The organism is Paenibacillus alginolyticus DSM 5050 = NBRC 15375 (assembly GCF_000422905.1).
GTDB classification, from domain to species: Bacteria; Bacillota; Bacilli; order Paenibacillales; family NBRC-103111; genus Paenibacillus_E; species Paenibacillus_E alginolyticus.
The window spans coordinates 39384-57374 of sequence record NZ_AUGY01000023.1 but is presented as its reverse complement, the minus strand read 5'-3'; the positions used below and the strand labels follow the sequence as shown (position 1 = coordinate 57374).

The following is a 17991-nucleotide window of genomic DNA, read 5'->3' as shown; positions in this document are numbered from 1 at the left end:
TATATGAACTCCTTTTCCAATTGACAAAGATTGTAATTCCGCTATGATGAGGGCAAAATAAGATAAGGAATAATTTAATTTAGGAGTGAAAATTGAATATGATGAACCCTAAACAATTAGCAGCTGAGAAAGCTGTTGAATTCATTGAAGATGGCATGGTCGTAGGATTAGGTACTGGTTCAACCGCCTATTGGGCAATCCATAAGATTGCTCAGAGAATACAAGAAGGACTTCGTATCCGGGCCGTAGCGAGTTCTAGAGACTCGGAAGAATTGGCCAATAAATTAGGAATTCCAATGGTGCCTTTTTCTGAAATCGAGGTGATTGACCTAACGATTGATGGTGCAGATGAAGTTGATCCTCATTTAAACTTAATCAAGGGCGGAGGCGGCGCATTAGTCAGAGAGAAGATACTAGCGAGTAATAGTAAGAGGTTTTTCGTCATAGTAGATGAATCAAAACGAGTTGAACATTTAGGCCAATTTCCATTACCGGTCGAAATCGTCCCCTTTGCTGCGAATTTTACTATAAATAAATTAAAGGAACTAGGGTGTAACACAAGGATACGAATGAGTAACGATAAGGAGTATATAACGGATAACGGAAACATAATCGTAGATTGTAACTTTGAAAAAATAGTAGAACCAAGAGAGCTAAATAAACAAATTAACTTAATTCCAGGTGTTCTTGATAATGGATTATTTACTCGCATGGTAAGTTCATTAATCATTGGATACAACGATGGAAAAGTAAAAATTATCGACCAACTATGAGTGAAGCCAGAATTCACACAACATGCATTTTGTGCATCAAAATTAGGCGTTGTACCCCATTTGGAGTGGATTACCTGCAAAATGTGCAGCTGATTTCTCCTTCAAAGGCTCAAATCGGAGCTTTTCGGGTGAATTTGATGTATGAAGTGCATCTAATTCTTCAGGATGAGTAATTGAAGCAAAATTAACTGCATGTTTTACAGCAAATGTTGTTCGATTGCTCCAACGGGGGCTGGAGAACAGGTCTTCGGACTTAGAACTTTTCTTAGCACTTGGAACTTGCTCTTAGCACTTGGAACTTGTTCTTGGCACTTGGATCGTGGAATATGCTCTTGGCATTGGACATTGGAATTTAATCTTAGCACTTAGAACTAGGATCTGTCAGAGGTTATTGTAGCTGTTATTGCTGTTATTGTTCTTGTTCTTGTTGTTCTTGTTATTTTTGATAGAAGCAGTTTCTTTAGAATTTAAATTTGTGGAAATAACCGATCAGAAGTTTGATAGAGTCGTTTAATACGAAGCAGGGGAAATATACCAAAAGCACGAATCTAATTAAGATAATCGTAACGATTAAACAAGGAGCGAATGTTCAGATGTACGATACACCCAATCTACTTTTAATCACAGACATACCTGGGTATGCGCCTCAAATTAGCAGGCTGATGTCGATGATGAATTACGCAAGAAGTACAACACTGAGAAGTGTGGAAGGACTTACTACCGAACAATTAGACTACACTATCGATGAGACAAGCAACTCGATCGGCTCGTTGCTGCTGCACTTCGCAGCTGTTGAGGTTGCTTATCAGTTGGAGACTTTCGAGCACCGTGACTTGAACGAGGAAGAAATGAAAATTTGGGGAGCAGCTCTCAAGCTTGGTGATCAAGGAAGAGCTGAAATTAAGGGAAATAATCTCGACTATTACCTTAACATTTTGAACGAAGTGCGCAGCAAAACGTATGAGGTTTTCAAGACAAAAACCGATGATTGGTTATATGAGGAATACCCTTTCTAGCGGAATCAACCAGCCAATCATTATTTCATGTGGTACCACGTATTTGAGGACGAGATTAATCATCGGGGACAGATTCGTTGGATGAGAAAACGGCTTCAGGTTTAAAATCAGTGAATTTTATCCCGATAGGAGGCAAGAAGAGATGAATACCAACAAGCCAGTTGGTCTGACCGCTTCGGTTGGCTTTCAAATTGGTGTTAGACGGACACTTCCCTTTTTCCAAGAGGAAGCTTGGGAGTTGCTGACTTCAACACGAGGGCGAAGGCTTTGGTTAGGTGATGCGGCGACAGCCCAGATCATGAAGGGTCACAAGTTCGTGACGCAAGAAGGAACAACAGGGGAATTTCGTGTCGTGAAGCCGCTGGAGCAACTTCGATTATCATGGCAGCCTGCTGGCTTCCCGAATGCGTCAACCCTACAAATTCGTCTGCTGCCTGCCTCCAGTCCAGGGAAAACAACGATTAGCTTTCATCAAGAGAAGCTGGACAGCGCGGAGCAGAGAGAAGCCATGAAAGAACATTGGGAAGAGGTCATCAGCGGGTTACTAGCCCTTGCTGAGGATAAGTCCATACGATGACGAACACGCTCATACTGGTCTTCATTCTGACGATGATTATCCACACAGCAGAAACGTTGTCATACTCGATTCGGTATGCTGGTGTGCGAGTGAACAAGTTGGCGGTGGCACTCTCTTTAGTTGGCATCGTCGTCTTAGTATCGCGCACAGCGAATTTGATTCAGGCGCCAATGACTGCGCATTTCGTTGATTTCGCGAAGAGCGAGCCGACCTTCGATTTGGAACGATACCTGCGAATCAGCTTATTCGCCTCGTCGATTGGGACACTAATTGCGATTGCATTATTCCCGTCTTTTATCAATCTCAGTGTTCGAGTCATTTCCCGGTTGGAAATTGCAGGATCGATTCCGAAACTCATAACGAGTGTAACGGTGACGCAGTTGAAGAACACGAAAAAATATTTGAAGAAGCCGAACGTCAAGCTGCTGAGCCAATTCCGTTATTTGGGGATTCCAAAGCGATTCCTATTGATTAATATTATGGTGACAGCATTCTATTCGGTTGGTGTACTTTCTTCCTTATATGCCGCGCATTTATTACCTGAATTTGCAACGACAGCGTCGCAAGCATCTGGACTTATTAACGGTATTGCTACTATTTTGCTTACCATATTCATAGATCCGCAGCTAGGTCTTATCACGGACAAGGCACTGCATGACGAATCGCAACGAAGACAGCTTGGCAAAATTTATGCGCTGCTAATGACGTCTCGATTTCTGGGAACGCTGCTTGCGCAAGTTTTCCTTATCCCGTCTGCTCATTTTATTGGATGGATGGTCAAATGGTTTTTCTAATTGTTCGATTTCCTTTCCTTCATGGGGCTTGCTTGGTATAATAGCAAATATCATAGGAGCGCAGCTAGAAACGGAGCCACAGAATGAAGAAATTCAAGAAATTTTATATCGAAATTACAAGTGTTTGTAACTTGGCCTGTACCTTCTGCCCACAAACGAAGCGCCAAGCTAATTTTATCAAAATCGATACATTTACCAATATATTAGATCAAATTAAGCCGCATACGGATCACATTTATTTGCATGTCAAAGGGGAACCTTTGCTGCATCCGAAGATTGACGAACTGCTGGATTTGAGCCATGAAAAAGGCTTCAAGGTCAATATCACAACCAACGGTACGCTGATTAACAAAAATAGACACAAGCTGCTGGATAAACCGGCGCTGCGGCAAATGAATTTCTCCTTGCACAGCTTTGATGGCCACGAAGGATCTGAGGATAAAGAAGGATATGTCACGAGTATCCTGCGATTTGCTAAGGAAATCGTTGCCAAGTCCAATGTGATTATCTCGTTCCGTTTATGGAATCTAGATACGGACAATCAGACGAATCAAGAACGGCAGCGAAACCGTGAAGTGCTGGAATTGCTCGAGAAAGAGTTCGAACTTGATTACAAAATCGATGAGAAATTCGTTCGAGGCACTGGTGTTAAACTGGCCGATCGCGTCTATCTGAATCAGGATCATGAGTTCCAGTGGCCGGATTTGAAGGCGGAAGAAATTGAAGGGCCGGGCTTCTGTCACGCACTGCGGAATCAAGCAGGTATTCTTGTGGATGGCACTGTGATTCCTTGTTGTCTAGATGGAGAAGGGGTTATTAATCTGGGCAATATCAACCAAACGCCTTTCTCCGAAATCGTAGAGGGTGAACGGGCAAACCGATTGTTCGAGGGCTTTTCCAGACGTGAAGTTGTCGAGGAATTATGCCGCAAGTGCGGATATCGTGAACGTTTTAGTATGTAAAATAGGAGAGCTCATTCTAGCGGCGTGTGTGCTGGGGAATGAGCTTTTTTCTTGCGTTTCTATTTCTAGCGATTCTTTGCTTTTAATCAGCATTCGTGGGATAATATAAGTTTGATTCAATTCTATTTGTTGGGGGCACATTACGTGGGACGTTATCCATTTGCATATGATCACGCACAGCCATTCATGCAGCAGGTTTCTGACTGGATTGCGGATATATTTTATGAAGTTTTGCCTGAAGCGGGCTTTGAGGTGCGTGACGAACAGATTTATATGGCGTTCCAGTTAGAACGAGCTTTTGCTGAGAAATCGACCATTTTTGCGGAAGCAGGGGTAGGTACGGGGAAAACGCTTGTCTATTTATTGTATGCGATATGTTACTCGCGTTTCATGAAGAAACCGGCTATCATCGCTTGTGCGGATGAATCTTTGATTGAGCAATTGGTCAAGCCAGGTGGAGATATTGATAAAATATCGCGTCACTTGGATCTCGTGATTGATGCGCGGCTTGCCAAATCGCCTGACCAATACGTATGTCTCGTCAAGCTTGATGAGGCGCGATTCGGACATGAGGATATCGGCTTATATAGAGAGCTGCATGAAGGTCTTCCTGACTTTGTTCATACTCGTGAAGCGCTGCAAACCTTCCATGCTTATGGGGACCGTAAAAACTACCCACACTTGAATGATGAACAGTGGCACAAGGTGAGCTGGGATGCCTATCAGGATTGTTTCGTCTGTGATAAGCGCCATCGCTGCGGCCAAACGTTATCGCGTGAAGCGTATCGACGTTCGGCGGATCTGATTATCTGCTCGCATGATTTCTACATGGAACATGTGTGGACGTACGACGGAAGAAAGCGTGAAGGCCAGCTACCTTTGCTGCCGGATCATTGTACGGTTGTTTTCGATGAAGGACATCTGATGGAATCGGCTGCTCAGAAAGCATTAACGTACAAGCTGAAGCATATGGTGTTCGAGGAATTAGTGATTCGTTTGTTAAAAGGGGAAGTACGCGAGACATTAGCCGTCTGTATTGATCAGGCCATTGAGCAAAGCGAGCGCATGTTCGAAGTGCTTGAAAGTTGCTGTCAACCGATTGTTGGATCGGATCGTAAGCAGATTATCATCAATGACCGATTGCTGCGAGAGATCCACCGGTTAAGTGATATTTTATCGGAGATTGAAGAGGAGCTAGTCTTCGAAGGTGAAATGTTCACATTAAACGACTACCAGCTTAAAATCGTGGAAGAACATTTGGAAATGATGCAGAAAGCGCTGGCTTTGTTCCGCAACGATCAAACCTTCATTTGTTGGGCTACTGAAAGCATAACAGGTCTAAGCCTAGTAATTATGCCTAGAACTGTGAAAGAAGTGCTGAAAGAGCACGTGTTTTCTTCTAAAATGCCAATCGTTTTCTCATCGGCTACGCTGTCGGTTGAGGGTTCATTCGATTATGTCGCTAATAGTTTGGGCCTTGATAAGTATCTATCTTTCTCTGTAGATTCTCCTTTTGATTATGCAGAGCGGATGGAAGTTATCGCACCCAAATGGGCGTCTGGCGGTACTTTTCAAGAAAAGATGGAATCCGCGGTTCAGTTGTTAAAAAGAACAGAAGGACGAGCGCTTATTCTGTTCCCAACTCACGAGGAACTGCAGCGGTTTAAGCGAGAAATCAAAGGTCGTTCGGATTGTTCGGATCTGACGTTCTTGTTTGAAGGTGATCAAGAAATCAGCCATTTGATTGGCTCTTTCCAGGGAGATGAGCACAGTGTATTGTCTGCTGTCACCCTATGGGAAGGACTCGATATACCGGGTCCTTCGTTGTCCAATGTCATAGTCTGGTCGCTGCCGTTTCCTCCACAAGATCCCGTATTCAATGCGAAGCGTCAAGCTTCAACCTCGCCGTACGAAGAGGTTGATATTCCTTACATGCTGTTAAGGCTAAGACAGGGGATTGGGCGCTTGATTCGTACTCGCGAAGATAGTGGAATTATTGCCATCTTCTATGATGAACTGCACGATAACGTGGTGCTTCGGGATCACATTGTTCGCATATTACCCGCTGGTGTAACACTGAAGAGCGAATAATTTACTTCAAGGTTGGTTCTAGGTGAACCAAATGTCACGAAACCGCACCCATCCCAGAGAGTCGAGGGAGATGCCGCGAATCGACGGATGGTAAGCGGTTTTGAGATGTTTACGATATAGAAATAGCAGGCTGTGGCGCTGCTTGAGCTGGGATTCCAACTGCTCGAGCAGCGCCATTCTGCGTTTCGGGTCGGACTCGGAACGCAGCAATTGTAAGCTGTCATCGAGCATGGTCTGCACTTCAGGCGCAGCATGCTGCCGCATACTCTTGTACATATCGTAGAGCCGCAGCTCACGATGCTCGTCAAGCATGACAGCAAACAGCAGCAGATCCGCTGTCATGCGCTGTTCGCCTTTGAAATCCTCGGCGGGAATCAGCAGGATTTCTAGTAGTATACCGGACATGGCATACATTTTCTGCAAAAGGAGCGCATCCTGTTCATACTGTGGGATGGTCGCCAGCTTCAGCACATCACCCTTGTAACCGGCGGATGCTAGCAGCTGTTTAACTTCAATTAACTGTGCCGTCGTGCTAATTACATGATTGGAACGATCTGTGTCTTGTTTTGGCTGTAAGAAGAAGCTGCTTGCCGCTTCAATCACATCGCCCGAGAGCTGTTCCAGCAAATAGGATTGATTTAAACCTAAGTTAAGTGCCTCGCGGATGAAAGGATCTTTTAACGGTCCGTCTTTCAATTCATTCACGGTCATGAATTTCGTGGTCATGCCAGATTGCCGTACTTGCTGCCAACGCTGTGCTTCCATGTCTGAAATTCGCACATTGTGCATGACTTGGAAGGGCTGTTTTTGCGCTGATAATTCCGTCTGTTCATTCTCCGGCAATGTCCATACCTCGACTCGATCCAAGAACCCGCGTCCTTGAAAATAAGCAGGAAAAGCTTCCAAGATCCAAATGCCTTGTTCATGCCCAATTAATCGGAAAGGTCCTGTGCCAACAGGCGACTTATCCATCCGTCCGCTGGCTGCTTCACACACATCTGCTGGGACGATTGAAGCGCGATTGGTAGTTAAGAATCCCAGAAATAATTCGTTGCGTTCAGACAATTGAATACATACCGTTGTTTCATTCGGTGTTGTAATGTCATTGATGCCTGCATAAGCCCAGCTGTACAGACCGCGCGGCGCTAAGCGCCTAAGCCGTTCGAGTGAATATTTCACATCACTCGCCAGCATCTCGTGGCCATGATGAAACTGCACACCTTTCCGAAGGTAAAAGGTCCATAAGGTGCGAGAATCATCGACATCCCATGCGTGAGCCAGATGCGGAAGAATCTGATCCCCTTTGGCATCCATGCGAACGAGTCCATCGAAGAGTTGGTTCACCAGATGGGATTCCCCGGCATAATGGATGGCTGCAGGGTCTAAGGCGTGAATCGTTTGCGTAAGTGGGAAGCGCAAAATATCCGTTCGCCGCTGGCCTTGCACTTCAGACCGAAAGCCGAATTGCCCTGACAACCAAACTTGGAATTGTTCCCGTAGGGAAGAAGCATGCTCAGCTGCTTGAAGCAGTTCAAGTGCAGAATGCAAATCCTGTTTCGCGACCAATTCCTTAGCTTCTTCCAAAAGCATATCTTCTTTGCGCGCATGGAAAATAAGAGTCGAGCGATTGCCGCGGCCTTTCTTTGGCAGCCAAGTGAGCCACTGCTCCTGCTGCATTCGCTTGAGAAGCAGCACCATATTGCGGTGCGTACAGTCCAAATGTAACGCTAGCTCCTCTAGCGTTATTTCGAGTGGATGTTCTTCATGGACCTGGGGGAATGAGCGTCGAAGTGTTAAATAATGCTTGCGTATTTTCACCCTTTAACCTCCGGAATAAAATATGAAATTATGAAAATTAAACTTACACTTTTTGTTCTTGTTTTACAGGTTACAATAAAGGGCAGGAAATAACAAATGCTTTTGCTGCCTTACCATTTGTAAAACAAAGGAGATTAAGTCCAATGAGAGATCCTGCTCCATGGCAAAGAAAATACGGTTTAATGCTTATGTACGCATGTTTATTTGGTTTCATGGTTCAATACATGTTTATTGACCATGCCGCCGGCATCTCTGTTCTCATTAGTGTGGCTGGCTTTTACAGCCTCTACTTTTACGCCATAAAAGGAAGATTGGGCGGCTTTGAGCCGTGGGAAGGACAAAATAAAGCAGGTTGGTTCCTTCTAGCTCCAGTTGTATTAATTGCTATGACTTATACATTGTTTGCAAACAATCTGTTCCATACGCTTAATATGCTTGCCTTACCCATATGCATTGCGATGCAGACTATTGTCTTATCACGTAATAGTAAGCATGCATGGTATCACGCTACATTCCTGCACGATCTGCTGAGACATTGCTTTGGCAGGCCGCTAGCTTACTTGTCTGTACCTTTTGGGATGATCAAAGCTTGGCTGCCGAGAAGAAAGACAGAAAAGGAGTCTGCTTGGGGAAAAATGGGGAAAGTTGGTGCTGGTCTTTTGTTGGCAGCCCCCATTTTGTTCATCGTTATTGGGTTGTTAGCTTCTGCGGATCGAGTTTTTCAATCTTGGATGGCCGGAATCCCGCATTGGTTCAACGGAATATCTATTGTTGAGGGGATTGTACGTACCGGTTTCGGGATTGCAATAACCCTATACACATTCTGCTATTTATGGGGAATTCTTTTTCCTAAAGTCATCGAAGTCAGCCAAACGCCTCAAGAGTTAAGTGAGGAATCAGCCGCTGTGAGCAAAAAGTTTCTGATTGATCCAATAACAGCCGGTACTTTGCTGGTGTGTGTCAATGTCGTCTACGTGCTGTTTGCTATCATTCAGTTCTCCTATTTATTCGGAGCAGCGAATGGGTTTTTACCTAATGGTGTTCTCTATGCGGAGTACGCACGAAGAGGGTTTGCTGAGCTTGTTGCGGTCGCAATCATCAATATCTCGCTGCTTTTTCCAGGTTTGCACTGGATCCGCCGCAGTAGTCACGTTGGTGAAACTATTCGAAAAGGGCTGCTGACGATGCTCGTCGGATGCACGATCGTGATGCTCATTTCCGCTTATGGAAGGCTTTCGTTGTATGAAGAGGCTTATGGCTTCACACAAACGAGATTACTCGTTCATGGTTTCATGATTTTCTTGGGTGTTCTGTTTATCATTGCTTTTTTCCGAATCTGGATGGAGCGGATGTCCTTGTCAAAAGCTGTTATCACAACGGCAATCCTGGCATATCTGGTGATGAATTATATGAATATTGAACAACGAATCGTCATCAACAACATGGAGCGGTACGAAAGAACGGGAATCATCGACCTTGAATATCTGGGGAGACTCTCAACCGACGTGGTCCCGCCACTCAAGGAACTGCAAGCCAAGCACCCTGAGTTGGTGTCGATACAAGCAACCATTGATCGCATTAAATCAGATTCCGGAGACTATTCATGGCCTTCCTGGAATCTATCCAAGTATCAAGCAAGACGGTAATTGTAAAATATTTCAAACATTTCGTTTCGATCTCAAAGCAGCTGGGTATAAATTCCTATCAACTCAAAACCCACACTTAGGAGGAAGAAACATTATGAAAAAAAACCTATCTATCGTACTTACATCTGCAATGGCTTTATCCATGTTCTCATCTGTCGCATTCGGAAAAACGTCCTCTGACTTCACGGACTTGAGCCATCTAGACGCCGCTACCAAAGCCAAATTCGATGCGATGATTAGCGTGGGTATTTTTGATGGGATGACCGAATCGACTTTCGGATTAAAGAGTCAAATGAACCGTGCACAGTTCGCTAAAGTTGCGGCAATGATCTTGAATCTTCCGATTAATGCGAGTTTAAGAGTTTCCTCTTTTACAGATGTAAGTACATATGATCAAGCTAATGGCTATGCCTTACCTTATATTGAAGCTTTGAAAACAGCTGGCATTACGAATGGCGTTAGCGATGGTGCTTACAACCCGGCTGGAGAAGTGACGAAGGAGGAGTTAGCTACTTTCTTGATTCGAATTTTAGGTAAGGATGCAGAGGCAGGCAATAAGACCTTAACGGATGGATCTGTCTCCAATTGGGCCAAAGGGTATGTTGCTCTTGCCTTGAACTTAAAGCTTCTCCCAGAAACAATAGGTGCTTTCGAAGGTCAAATGCCAGCTACCCGCGAACTCCTGGTCACTGGCGCCTATGAAGCAAAACAACAATATATACCAGGTAAAATCGCGTTAGTTAGCGCACAGACTATTGGAGCAAGCAAAGTGAAAGTTTGGTTCAATCAAACGGTAGACAAGACAAAAGCTACCCTTACATTAAGCAAAGGAACATTGAATGTTCCGGTAACAGTGACTTGGTCTGATGATGGCAAATGGGCTACTTTACTCACATCTTCACCGATCAGTGAAGGAGAGTATACAGCTGCTATTTCTGGGTTAGACGCATCAACTGTATCAAGAAATGAAGTTTATTTCAGAGCACAAGCGGAGCAGGTGACCGAAATCAACTTCGTCAATCCAGAAGAAACCATTGCGAACAGCTCAGCTGCAACGATTAGAGTGAAAGCGATGAATCAATACGGAGAGACCGCGTCCCTTGGCACGTCGGGTTTCACGGCAATTGTTGCCGGTTCAGCTCCAGCTGATTTTAAAAAGGATGAGTGGGGCAACCTCGTTATAATTGCTAACGTCAAAGATGCGAATACTTCCCAAATGAATGATTATTTACCAGTAACCGTTTATGTGAATAATAGCAAACTTACTGCAGCTCGAAGCTTCAAAGTAGGCAACGCACCTGTACTCAGTTTCATTGAACCGAACAAAATTACTTATTCGAATATGAAAACAAGATTGATTGATGTGGGCGATAAAGCTTCCATTTCATTGAAATTGTTTGACCAGTATGGGAATCCGATCATCAAAAGACAGTTTGATCAAAATGAGGTCACTTCAAAGAGCTTGACGCCTATTGTATCGCCTGAAAATCCAAACCTTGAGATTGTAAAGGCGGGTACTTCGCTTGGAACGGCTGATTTATTTGATGAAAATGGGAACGCCCGCTTTGAGGTTAGACTGACTGCCATGCCACTGAACGACAGCACTCATAAGATTACTATTTATAGCGAGGCTTCTCATGCTACAGTGAGTGTGGATGTAAACTAATTAGGGCCATTTTATTGACTGCTTACTCTCTGGCGACAGAGAGGGCAGTTTTTTTGTTAGCCGACTCTTTGTATGTTATACAACAATTTTAATTGTGTAACTACTATACATGAGAACGTGTGTTTGGTAAACTAGGAGAAGAAACTAAGTTGGTAAAAAATGGGGTGAATCAAGGAGTAAATGAATAGTAAGATCAATGAAATGAACTTAAAATTCTTAAAGAGGAAGGAAGCCTGTCAAAATGAATGTCGTGGAGAGTCAAACCAAATCTGTAGAAGACAACTCAGAAATAAAGAAAAGTGTCCTATGGATTTATTTTGTCATCTTTTTTGCCGTTTTGAATGAATCCGTATTCAACGTATCCACCCCTAGCATTGCCAAGCAGTTCGGTCTGGATGCTTCTGGTGTAAGTTGGGTAGTCACGATCTTTTTTATCGTGTTCGGTATGGGTATGGTTATATTTGGGAAGCTTTCCGATATGTACAGCATCAAAAAATTGATTACAATAGGGATCTCCCTTTACGCTTTTGGGTCAATATTGGGTTTTGTATGCCAATCGTGGTATCCCGCTGTCATTTTATCTCGGGCCATACAAGGGGCAGGTGGGTCAGCTATCCCAGCATTGATATTCGTCATGGTAGCCCGATTTTTCACTGTGAAAGAGCGGGGGAGAATGTTTGGCATCATCACATCACCGTTTCATTCGCAATTGGGATTGGTCCAGTTCTTGGCGGCTATATTGCTGGATCGTTCCATTGGGCCTTTTTGTTTCTTGTTTCGGTACCCGTCGTCATCGCTATTCCTTTTTTTCAAAAGTTTCTGCCAGTGGAACCGCGCAAAGCAGGAAAATTGGATGTTGGAGGAACTGTACTGTTGGGAATAGTCATTTCAACGCTGATTTTGTTTACGACGGAAGGAAATTGGATCTACTTGGGAATTGTATTGATAGCTCTTACGCTATTTATCGTTCATATTCGCAGAGCGAAGGAGCCGTTCGTCGAACCTGCACTTTTCACAAATTCTCTTTATCGAAATGGTCTCATCATCGGCTTTCTCATTTTTGGTACTGTGATGTCAGTCATGTTCGTCATACCGCTGATGCTAAGTAACATATACGGCCTTGATACAGAACATATTGGACTTATTATGTTTCCAGGAGCTATCAGCGCGGTTGTCTTCGGAAAAATTGCCGGCAATATGACGGTTAAGCGAGGAAGCCATTATGTCGTCTATTTAGGACTAATTTTAATCGCGGCAAGTCTTCTTCTGCAGTCTTCAGCGATCGGACTTTGGGTGTGGTACATTGGAACAGCGCTCATTTTGATGTACATCGGATTTTCTTTCATGCAAACGGCATTAACGGAAAGTATTACGCAAATTTTGCCGGTGCATCAGATTGGCGTCGGGATGGGCTTTTTCAATATGACATCAACGATTTCCGGAGCGGTTGTGACGGCACTCGTTGCCAAAGTGATGGAGAAAGAACTGCTTGCTTTCCCGCTTCATCCTCTAATTTCAGACTCACACGCCTACCTGTACGGCAATCTCATTCTGATATTATGTTTAGTTGTTATAGCAAGCACATTGCTTTATTTCGCATCTTTTGGAAAGAAAAATCAACAATTGGTCAAAGAACTGGTATAAATACTGGAATAACAATGAACTTGGAAGAGCCAACCCGTACAAAGGTCTGGTTCTTTCATTTTTTTCAGCGGGAGTAAGAGTCAATTAAAATCATGCAGCCCCGAAGGTATAAGCATTTGTAAAAGGGTGTATATATAAAGCATAGAACTGAAAGCGTTTACAGCTTGTCCCATTTTCAAAACATCGACCCCAAATATCCTCGGCAGAAACATGAAGGAATGTCTATCATGTCGAAGGAGGCAGTCGAATGCATGTGTCCTATACGGATGAACAGAATTTGATTCGTACCATGGTGCGTGACTTTGCGATTAACGAAGTAGAGCCGACGGCTGCACAGCGGGATGAAGAAGAGAGATTTGATCGAAATTTGTTCGATAAGATGGGAAAGCTTGGTTTGACAGGAATTCCGTGGCCTACAGCATACGGTGGGCTTGCGTCCGATTTTCTGACCTATGCCATGGTCATTGAAGAGCTTTCTAGGGTATGTGGTTCCACAGGAGTTATGCTTTCCGTTCATACCTCTCTCGTCAGTTGGGCGATTTACAAGTATGGCACAGAAGAACAGAAACAAAAGATTTTGCGGCCTTTAGCAGAGGGGAAGAAGCTAGGAGCCTATAGCTTAACGGAAAGTGGTTCCGGCTCCGATGCTGGAGCGATGAGGACAACAGCGATAAAGGACAGGGATAGTTATGTCCTTAACGGTTCCAAACTATTTGTCACAAATGGAGGGGAGGCGGAGGTTTACATTGTTTTTGCGATGACAGATGTGCTACAAAGGCAAAAAGGGTGCAGCGCCTTTATCGTGGAAAAGGGGACTTCTGGATTCATTTTTGGTAGTAAAGAGAAGAAACTAGGCATCCGATCATCTCCGACTTTGGAACTCAGGTTTGAGAATTGCCGTGTACCTATGGAAAACTTGCTAGGGCCTGAGGGCGAAGGGTTCCGAATTGCCATGAAAAGTTTGGATGGTGGGCGTATCGGCATTGCTGCACAAGCACTTGGCATTGCGCAAGGTGCTCTAGATGCGTCAATTGCTTATGCAAAAGAACGAAAAAAGCCGATTGGCGGGCAGCAAACGATGGCTTTTCAAATCGCTGATATGGCAACGCAGATTGAAGCAGCTAGACTGCTTACTTATCAGGCCGCCTGGCGGGAAAGCAAGGGGTTAACCTATGGTAAGCAAGCTGCAATTGCCAAGCTTTTTGCCAGTGATACCGCCGTAAAGGTGTGCATTGAGGCTGTGCAAATTTTTGGAGGTGACGGTTATACCAAGGATTTCCCTGTGGAGCGTTTTTTGCGCGATGCGAAGGTGACCCAAATATACGAAGGGACGAACGAGATTCAGCGTATTGTGATATCCCGAATGCTTCTTGCCGACTGAAGGAAGTGAACGAATGGAGGAAGGGAGAGCGATGAGATGAGTGACTACTATTTGCCTGGACTTGAAAATGTCATTGCTAGCGAGACGAATATCTCGTATCTGGATGTGGAGAAGGAGGAAATTGTTGTTCGCGGGTATGACCTTATTGAGCTTGCCCAACACGTAAGCTATCTGGACATTGTGGGTCTGCTTCTTGACGGAGCGCTTCCTAACCCAGATGAACGGGATTCGATCGAAGAGAAGTTGAGAGAGGAATATGGATTACCTCAAAATGTGAACACAATTCTACAGCTACTCCCCGAGCAAGCCGATTTCATGGATGTTCTGCGAACAGGCATTTCAGCTATAGCAAGTTACGACGTAGATCTCGAGGATCGTTCCAGAGAAGCCAATACCCGTAAAGCCATTCGATTGCTTGCGAAAGTACCAGAAATTGTTGCCAACGGGTATCGCGCGCAAACGAAGCAGCCTTTCATTGACCCGAACAAAGAGTTATCCTATACAGCTAATTTCTTATATATGATCACAGGACGCGTCCCAACCAAGATGGAAGAAGCAATCTTTGATCAATCTCTGATCGTCTATAGTGAGCATGAAATGCCGAATTCAACGTTTGCTGCGCGTGTAATTGCATCCACACAATCCGATCTTTACGGTGCCTTAACTGGCGCGGTTGCTTCACTCAAAGGGACTTTGCACGGCGGTGCGAATGAAGCGGTCATGGCTATGCTTTTGGAAGCGGGATCGGAAGCAAATCTTGAAGCACTCATGCTAAATAAGCTATCAAAGAAAGAACGAATTATGGGCTTTGGACACCGGGTTTATATGAAAAAAGCGGATCCTCGTGCACTCCTTATGAAAGAGGCGCTTGCTGAACTCGCATTAGACAAAAATCAACTAGAGCTCTACAACATGTGTGTCCTAGGGGAAGAAGTCATGAAGCGAGAAAAGAATTTACATCCGAATTTGGATTATTATGCAGCTCCTGTTTACTATTTGCTTGGGATTCCAATTGAATTGTTTACACCGGTATTTCTTGCTGCCCGAACGATCGGCATTAGCGCGCATGTGATCGAACAACATGATAATAATCGACTCTTTCGACCACGCGTTCATTATAAGGGACCTCGAGATCTACACCCTCCTCAGCAGTTTGGTCACTTAAGCAGAAAGGACGAATACGAATGAGTAGTTCTGGATATCTGGAAAATAAGGAGATGACCTTTGACCCCTTAATCGAGGAGATTGCTGATTATACATTGGCAAAAGGGATTGAAAGCGAGGAAGCGTATAGCATCGCACAGCATGTCTTATTGGATTCACTTGGCACCGGATTACTCGCTTTACGATTCCCTGATTGTACGAAGCATTTGGGTCCGATTGTACCAGGTGCGAACTTACCGGGGGGTGCCCGTGTGCCGGGGACGAGATACGAGCTAGACCCCGTCCATGCGGCTTTTAATATTGGCTGTATGATTCGTTGGCTGGATTATAACGATACATGGTTGGCTGCTGAATGGGGGCATCCATCGGATAATCTAGGCAGTATTCTTGCCGTCGCTGATTATGTGAGTCGAAATAGAGTTGCTGAGGGGAAAAAGCCGCTCTATATGAAGGATGTCCTCACCATGTCCATTAAAGCGCATGAGATTCAGGGAGTGCTTGCTCTTGAGAACAGTTTAAACCGTGTAGGGCTGGACCATGTTCATTTTGTGAAAATAGCATCGACAGCCGTTGCTGCGGCAATGTTGGGGGCAAACAGAGAAGAGCTGTGCAGCGCGCTTTCCAACGCATGGATTGACGGGGCTAGCTTAAGAACGTATCGACACGCACCAAATACAGGTTCCCGTAAATCATGGGCAGCCGGTGATGCCACAAGTCGTGGGGTACGGTTAGCTTTGATGGCTGTAGGTGGCGAAATGGGCTATTCGTCAGCACTTACTGCGAAAAACTGGGGCTTCCAAGATGTTTTATTTCAAGGAAAAGAACTCACATTAGGTCGATCATTAGACTCTTATGTGATGGAGAATATTTTATTTAAAATATCATTTCCAGCTGAATTTCATGCTCAAACAGCCGTCGAGTGCGCACTGGAGCTGTACCCTAAGGTACACAAGCGACTGGACGAGATTGCTCACATCACTTTGACTACCCATCAATCTGCGATTCGGATTATTGATAAGAAGGGACCGTTGCACAATCCTGCTGATCGGGATCATTGTCTACAATATATGGTTGCGATTGGGCTGCTGTTTGGAACATTGACCGCTGAGCATTACGAAGAAATGGTCGCTAAGGATGCTCGGATTGATGCACTTAGGGAGAAAATGGTCGTTGTCGAGGATGAGCAGTACAGCAAAGATTACTTGGATCCTGACAAACGTTCGATAGCCAACGCAGTCCAAATTCATTTCAAAGACGGCACGAAAACGGAGAATGTCGTTTGCGAGTATCCGATCGGGCATCGCAGACGGCGTGAGGAAGGTTTGCCGAAGGTTATTGAGAAATATGAAGCAAATTTATTAACTCGTTTTCCTCGTAAGAAGACGACAGAGATTTTGAAGCTCTCCCTTGATTATGAGCGGTTGATTCAAACGCCTGTTCATGAGTTTATGGCGCTTTTTATTATATGACCACAGGTTAATAAAATCGGCGAGATGCAGGAGGTCTTTATGTCATGGCTGATTGAAGAAGAACCGGATCAACAACGATTGGCCGCTGAATTTCGTCAGCTTGTCAATTCAGGTCCAATTGTCAAAATTCCAGGTACCCACGACGGAATGGCAGCAAGAATAGCCAAACAGGCACATTTTGAAGCTATATATTTATCAGGTGCTGCTTACACAGCTAGCAGGGGACTGCCTGATTTAGGCCTCATTTACTCGAATGAGGTGGCGGAACGTGCCCGAGAGCTGGTTCGTGCATCCGGTCTTCCTCTACTTGTCGATATAGACACCGGATTCGGCGGTATTTTAAACGTAGCACGAACAGCTAAGGAGATGGTGGAGGCGAAGGTCGCAGCCGTTCAAATAGAGGATCAGGAAATGCCGAAAAAATGTGGACATTTGAATGGAAAGAAGCTCATTTCGGCTGAGGAGATGATTCAGAAAATTCGAACGATCAAAGCCGTGAGTCCGACGTTATTTATCGTTGCGCGTACGGACGCGAAGAGCGTCGAGGGAATGGAAGAAGCGATTCATAGAGCACAGCAATATCTTGCAGCGGGAGCTGATGCGATTTTTCCAGAAGCACTGGAAAGTCAAGAGGATTTTCAACGCTTCAGCAAAGAAGTGGAAGGTCCACTTTTAGCCAATATGACGGAATTCGGGAGAACTCCTTATTATACGGCGGAGCAATTTGAAAGCTGGGGATTTCATATGGTCATTTATCCGGTCACTTCGCTTCGCGTAGCTGCCAAGGCCTATGAAAGAGTTTTTGAGGAAATCAGTCAAACAGGAACTCAAAAGGGCTCTCTCAGCCGTATGCATACCAGGAGTGAGCTGTATGATACAATTCGATATTACGATTATGAAGCATTAGATGGAAAGATTGCCAAAACGATTTTGAATGAAAATGAGTAGCGGCCTATGAACCATCCTCACTGATCTCCTGTTGTCGGTGGG

Annotated in this window: 12 protein-coding genes and 2 pseudogenes; 13 read left to right on the top strand and 1 reads right to left on the bottom strand. The window is 44.6% G+C overall.

Annotated features, from left to right (window positions below; translation table 11 throughout):
- Window positions 1-101: 101 nt before the first annotated feature.
- The 6 genes and pseudogenes from rpiA to G519_RS0112470 all read left to right on the top strand — a co-directional run bounded on the left by rpiA (window position 102) and on the right by G519_RS0112470 (window position 6213).
- Complete coding sequence (gene rpiA, locus G519_RS0112495) at window positions 102-773, top strand: ribose-5-phosphate isomerase RpiA (RefSeq protein WP_029194985.1); 672 nt, start codon at window positions 102-104, stop codon at window positions 771-773.
- 593 nt (window positions 774-1366) lie between these two features.
- Window positions 1367-1894, top strand: a pseudogene (locus tag G519_RS42795) (DinB family protein).
- Window positions 1895-1931: 37 nt separating this feature from the next.
- Entirely contained in the window at window positions 1932-2366 is a 435-nt protein-coding gene (locus G519_RS0112485; RefSeq protein WP_029194984.1) for an SRPBCC domain-containing protein, read from the top strand.
- Window positions 2363-3160: a lipid II flippase Amj family protein gene (locus G519_RS0112480; RefSeq protein WP_029194983.1), complete on the top strand. Its 798-nt coding sequence runs from the start codon at window positions 2363-2365 to the stop codon at window positions 3158-3160. The genes G519_RS0112485 and G519_RS0112480 overlap by 4 nt, the downstream gene beginning before the upstream one ends.
- A gap of 83 nt (window positions 3161-3243) precedes the next feature.
- Window positions 3244-4122 (top strand): radical SAM/SPASM domain-containing protein, encoded by an 879-nt coding sequence (locus G519_RS0112475; protein ID WP_029194982.1) that lies wholly within the window; start codon window positions 3244-3246, stop codon window positions 4120-4122.
- 144 nt (window positions 4123-4266) lie between these two features.
- The gene (locus tag G519_RS0112470) at window positions 4267-6213 is read left to right on the top strand and encodes an ATP-dependent DNA helicase (RefSeq protein ID WP_029194981.1); all 1947 of its coding nucleotides are present in this window, start codon (window positions 4267-4269) and stop codon (window positions 6211-6213) included.
- A gap of 18 nt (window positions 6214-6231) precedes the next feature.
- On the opposite strand, the gene G519_RS0112465 is transcribed toward G519_RS0112470, so the two are convergent.
- Complete coding sequence (locus tag G519_RS0112465; RefSeq protein WP_029194980.1) at window positions 6232-8031, bottom strand: ABC transporter substrate-binding protein; 1800 nt, start codon at window positions 8029-8031, stop codon at window positions 6232-6234.
- 143 nt (window positions 8032-8174) lie between these two features.
- On the opposite strand from G519_RS0112465, the gene G519_RS0112460 reads away from it, so the two are divergent.
- The 7 genes and pseudogenes from G519_RS0112460 (at window position 8175) to prpB (ending at window position 17949) form a co-directional block, all read left to right on the top strand.
- Window positions 8175-9677, top strand: coding sequence for a DUF4153 domain-containing protein (locus G519_RS0112460; RefSeq protein WP_029194979.1), 1503 nt, complete (start codon window positions 8175-8177; stop codon window positions 9675-9677).
- Window positions 9678-9771: 94 nt separating this feature from the next.
- Entirely contained in the window at window positions 9772-11343 is a 1572-nt protein-coding gene (locus G519_RS47400) for an S-layer homology domain-containing protein (protein WP_051253349.1), read from the top strand.
- A 241-nt stretch (window positions 11344-11584) separates the two neighbouring features.
- Window positions 11585-12987: pseudogene (locus G519_RS42785) on the top strand (MFS transporter).
- Between the two features lie 247 nt (window positions 12988-13234).
- Entirely contained in the window at window positions 13235-14368 is a 1134-nt protein-coding gene (locus G519_RS0112445; RefSeq protein WP_029194978.1) for an acyl-CoA dehydrogenase, read from the top strand.
- Window positions 14369-14404: 36 nt separating this feature from the next.
- The gene (mmgD, locus tag G519_RS42780; RefSeq protein ID WP_051253348.1) at window positions 14405-15556 is read left to right on the top strand and encodes a citrate synthase; all 1152 of its coding nucleotides are present in this window, start codon (window positions 14405-14407) and stop codon (window positions 15554-15556) included.
- Window positions 15553-17001, top strand: coding sequence for a bifunctional 2-methylcitrate dehydratase/aconitate hydratase (locus G519_RS0112435; RefSeq protein WP_029194977.1), 1449 nt, complete (start codon window positions 15553-15555; stop codon window positions 16999-17001). The genes mmgD and G519_RS0112435 overlap by 4 nt, the downstream gene beginning before the upstream one ends.
- Before the next feature lie 39 nt (window positions 17002-17040).
- Complete coding sequence (gene prpB / locus G519_RS0112430; protein WP_029194976.1) at window positions 17041-17949, top strand: methylisocitrate lyase; 909 nt, start codon at window positions 17041-17043, stop codon at window positions 17947-17949.
- Window positions 17950-17991: the final 42 nt, after the last annotated feature.

Coding starts and splice junctions, on each gene's coding strand:
- G519_RS0112460 (WP_029194979.1), top strand. CDS start 8,175: ATGAGAGATCCTGCTCCATGGCAAAGAAAATACGGTTTAATGCTTATG.
- G519_RS0112480 (WP_029194983.1), top strand. CDS start 2,363: ATGACGAACACGCTCATACTGGTCTTCATTCTGACGATGATTATCCAC.
- rpiA (WP_029194985.1), top strand. CDS start 102: ATGAACCCTAAACAATTAGCAGCTGAGAAAGCTGTTGAATTCATTGAA.
- G519_RS0112485 (WP_029194984.1), top strand. CDS start 1,932: ATGAATACCAACAAGCCAGTTGGTCTGACCGCTTCGGTTGGCTTTCAA.
- G519_RS47400 (WP_051253349.1), top strand. CDS start 9,772: ATGAAAAAAAACCTATCTATCGTACTTACATCTGCAATGGCTTTATCC.
- prpB (WP_029194976.1), top strand. CDS start 17,041: ATGTCATGGCTGATTGAAGAAGAACCGGATCAACAACGATTGGCCGCT.
- mmgD (WP_051253348.1), top strand. CDS start 14,405: ATGAGTGACTACTATTTGCCTGGACTTGAAAATGTCATTGCTAGCGAG.
- G519_RS0112435 (WP_029194977.1), top strand. CDS start 15,553: ATGAGTAGTTCTGGATATCTGGAAAATAAGGAGATGACCTTTGACCCC.
- G519_RS0112445 (WP_029194978.1), top strand. CDS start 13,235: ATGCATGTGTCCTATACGGATGAACAGAATTTGATTCGTACCATGGTG.
- G519_RS0112475 (WP_029194982.1), top strand. CDS start 3,244: ATGAAGAAATTCAAGAAATTTTATATCGAAATTACAAGTGTTTGTAAC.